This window comes from Marinobacter fuscus, assembly GCF_003007675.1.
GTDB classification, from domain to species: Bacteria; Pseudomonadota; Gammaproteobacteria; order Pseudomonadales; family Oleiphilaceae; genus Marinobacter; species Marinobacter fuscus.
In genome coordinates this window covers 1-2672 of the sequence record NZ_PXNP01000049.1, presented here as the reverse complement: position 1 = coordinate 2672, position 2672 = coordinate 1, and the positions used below count along the sequence as shown (strand labels likewise).

Sequence of the window (2672 nt, the reverse complement as noted above, 5' to 3'; positions counted from 1 at the left end):
CGTTATGTGAATTGACACCCGATACGTTTCAGGGTACATTCAGAGAATGATACGAAGCTTCAAACACAAGGGCTTGGCCAAATTTTTCAAGTCCGGTAGCACCGCAGGAATTCAGGCCGCTCACGCAAAAAGGCTTCGGCTTATTCTCGGTAGATTGAACGCAGCATCGGATGCCAAAGATATGGACTTACCCGGTCTTCGATTGCACGAACTCTCCGGCAATCGCGTTGGTATATGGTCAGTCACTGTTAGCGGTAACTGGCGAGTGACCTTCCGATTTGAAGATGGAGATGCCGAGATTGTGAACTATGAAGATTATCACTGAGGTAAAGCAAATGTTGATGCATAACCCCCCACACCCTGGTGAAGTATTGCGAGAGCTTTGTCTTGAACCACTCGGCCTCTCTGTCACGGCGGCTGCAGATGCATTGGGCGTTAGCCGCAAGACTCTTAGTGCCGTGCTGAACGGCAAGGCCGGTATCAGTCCCGAGATGGCTATCCGGCTCTCTATCGCTTTTGATACCTCTGCAGAGAGCTGGCTGAACCAGCAGTCCCAATATGAGCTCTGGCACGCCGAACAACATCGCAAAGAGCTCAACGTGAAAAGGCTTGTTGCGGCCTAAAGCAGCACATAACCAGTGCAGGCACGGCGACGCCTACTACATTGCGCCTTCGGCTCCATTTCGTAGGCGCGCATGCTGCAAGCGTTATGTATCCTGACCTAGGAACCAGATACAGCAGATCCATCATAATGAAAATATTGAGTTGAATATATGACGTACAGAACAATCAGAACGCTCTTACAGCCTTGTAATCTAGATTTCAGTGAGCTTGAAGATCTCTCTTCGATGGCGAAATATGCCAGAGCGATAGGGATTGGCGAAGGGGCTCACTTTGTTTCTGAGTTTTCCTTGGCCAGAGCCAGTTTCATCCGATACTTTGTAGAGATGCACGAGTTTAATGCAATTGGGCTGGAGTGCGGGGCGGTTCAGGGTAACCGGATCTCCGAATGGCTAAAATCTTCAGCGAGCACGGATAAGCTGAAGGAAATCACGAACCCATTGACCTTCGCTCTGTATGGATCGGTGCTGACTTGGCTCAAATCTTATCTTTTAGAGACTGGAAAAAGCATTATGGTGGTTGGCGTTGATTTGCCCAATACGCTGAACCCACTTGACGACTTGCAGAGATTGTCCGCGGCTATTGACTTACTGGATCCCATTTTGAAGCCGGACGTCGATGCGTTAATCCAGTCTTTGGAATCCATATGTGGCGAATCCCCCGTGATTTCATCCGCGCAATGGGGTGAACTGGGTACCGCTAAACAGGATCAAGCCTTCTCCCGGATTAGTCGGTTAAAGTTGCGGTTGTCTGGATTGGAACCAATTCTAGTCCAGCGAGGTGGAAAGGAGCTGTTTCAAAGGGCGTCGGAGTGTGTCTGTTCGATTGAACATACGCTCGAAACACTGCGCACCATGAAGATGCTCTTTGATGGTACTTCACTCGATGGTGACACCTCCGTTCGTGAGGTGTTCACAGCTACCACTGTTGAGAGATTTCTTCACGCAGATCCAGATATTAAGATACTTCTACTTGCGCATAACAACCATATCCAGAAGACTTCAGTTTCCTTTTCTGGAGAACTTACGGCTATTCCTATGGGCCAGCAACTTGCGTATCGGAGGAAAGATTACCGTGCCATTGGAGCAACGCATCTAGGGGGTACTGTGCCGGAGATGCAGTATCCCTCGCCTGACAGTCCGTTAGGCTTTTCGGTGGAGCCCACAGACGCTGATAAAATCCAAAGAGGCAGTGTGGAACAGCATATTATGAGTGCTAGGGGTGTGGCGGGCTCATGTTTAATGTTGTCGGACGACGTTAAAGGCGCGAGCCGAGTTAGATCGCAGAGCTCATCTGTTGAGACGAACGTGAGTGATGCCTTTGACGCTATATTCTGCGTTCCTAGCGCCAACCAAGATAAATTAGTGGAATTATAGGCATCGGAAATGGGGCTACATAACAATCACATGCACTCGGAGAGCAAAAAGTACCGCTCGTCCCTCGCTTTGCTTTTCGCACCCGGTGATGTGAGGCGTTATGTGCAAGGAAAGCTCGCAGAATCATGAAGGCTTTAAAGATTATTGGAGCAATTGCCGTTGCTATAATCGGAGCGTGGTACCTATTCGAGGATTACTGGTATAGAAAAGCTATTCCAGAAAATATTAGTCTCAGTTACCGCATTTCTATCACCTCGGATTCTGGGCTTAGGGAAGGTTGTGGTACGGCCGTCTACAAATTGGGCGGTAAAACAGCAGAAGCTATCAAAGAGCAAGGTGTTAAGTTTTTCAAGGAGTCAGGCCAGGCTCGCGGTCATTCTGACCAGTACTATGCATATGGCGAGTGGATGGAAACTCCCAGGGATGACTGGAGCAGGTCGGAAAATTGGTCATATGAACTGCTTTGCGGCGGGAGTATCAGTGGCTCTTTGTACGACGACATCGTAGAAAGTGGACGAACCGGTGGTTCGTATTATTCGTTCACGGATGAGGCTGTCCTGATGGTGATACCCGACAAAAAGCTGGTGGTTTTCAGTCACAATGGTTAAATCACATAACCAGTGCAGGCACGGCGACGCCTACTACATTGCGCCTTCGGCTCCATTCCGTAGGCGC

Annotated in this window: 4 protein-coding genes; all 4 read left to right on the top strand. The window is 49.2% G+C overall.

Annotated elements, in window-relative coordinates; all coding sequences use genetic code 11:
• The first annotated feature begins 46 nt into the window (after window positions 1–46).
• The 4 genes from C7H09_RS08180 (at window position 47) to C7H09_RS08165 (ending at window position 2605) form a co-directional block, all read left to right on the top strand.
• Entirely contained in the window at window positions 47–325 is a 279-nt protein-coding gene (locus tag C7H09_RS08180; protein WP_106760642.1) for a type II toxin-antitoxin system RelE/ParE family toxin, read from the top strand.
• 10 nt (window positions 326–335) lie between these two features.
• The gene (locus tag C7H09_RS08175) at window positions 336–623 is read left to right on the top strand and encodes a HigA family addiction module antitoxin (protein ID WP_106760645.1); all 288 of its coding nucleotides are present in this window, start codon (window positions 336–338) and stop codon (window positions 621–623) included.
• A 150-nt stretch (window positions 624–773) separates the two neighbouring features.
• Window positions 774–1997: an erythromycin esterase family protein gene (locus C7H09_RS08170; RefSeq protein ID WP_106762073.1), complete on the top strand. Its 1224-nt coding sequence runs from the start codon at window positions 774–776 to the stop codon at window positions 1995–1997.
• A gap of 125 nt (window positions 1998–2122) precedes the next feature.
• A complete protein-coding gene (locus tag C7H09_RS08165) occupies window positions 2123–2605 on the top strand; it encodes a hypothetical protein (RefSeq protein ID WP_106762070.1) in 483 nt (160 codons plus the stop codon).
• The last annotated feature ends 67 nt before the right edge of the window (window positions 2606–2672 follow it).

What these genes read in the sequence shown, in the direction of transcription:
- C7H09_RS08180 (WP_106760642.1), top strand. Translation starts at nt 47, where the DNA reads ATGATACGAAGCTTCAAACACAAGGGCTTGGCCAAATTTTTCAAGTCC.
- C7H09_RS08175 (WP_106760645.1), top strand. Translation starts at nt 336, where the DNA reads ATGTTGATGCATAACCCCCCACACCCTGGTGAAGTATTGCGAGAGCTT.
- C7H09_RS08170 (WP_106762073.1), top strand. Translation starts at nt 774, where the DNA reads ATGACGTACAGAACAATCAGAACGCTCTTACAGCCTTGTAATCTAGAT.
- C7H09_RS08165 (WP_106762070.1), top strand. Translation starts at nt 2,123, where the DNA reads ATGAAGGCTTTAAAGATTATTGGAGCAATTGCCGTTGCTATAATCGGA.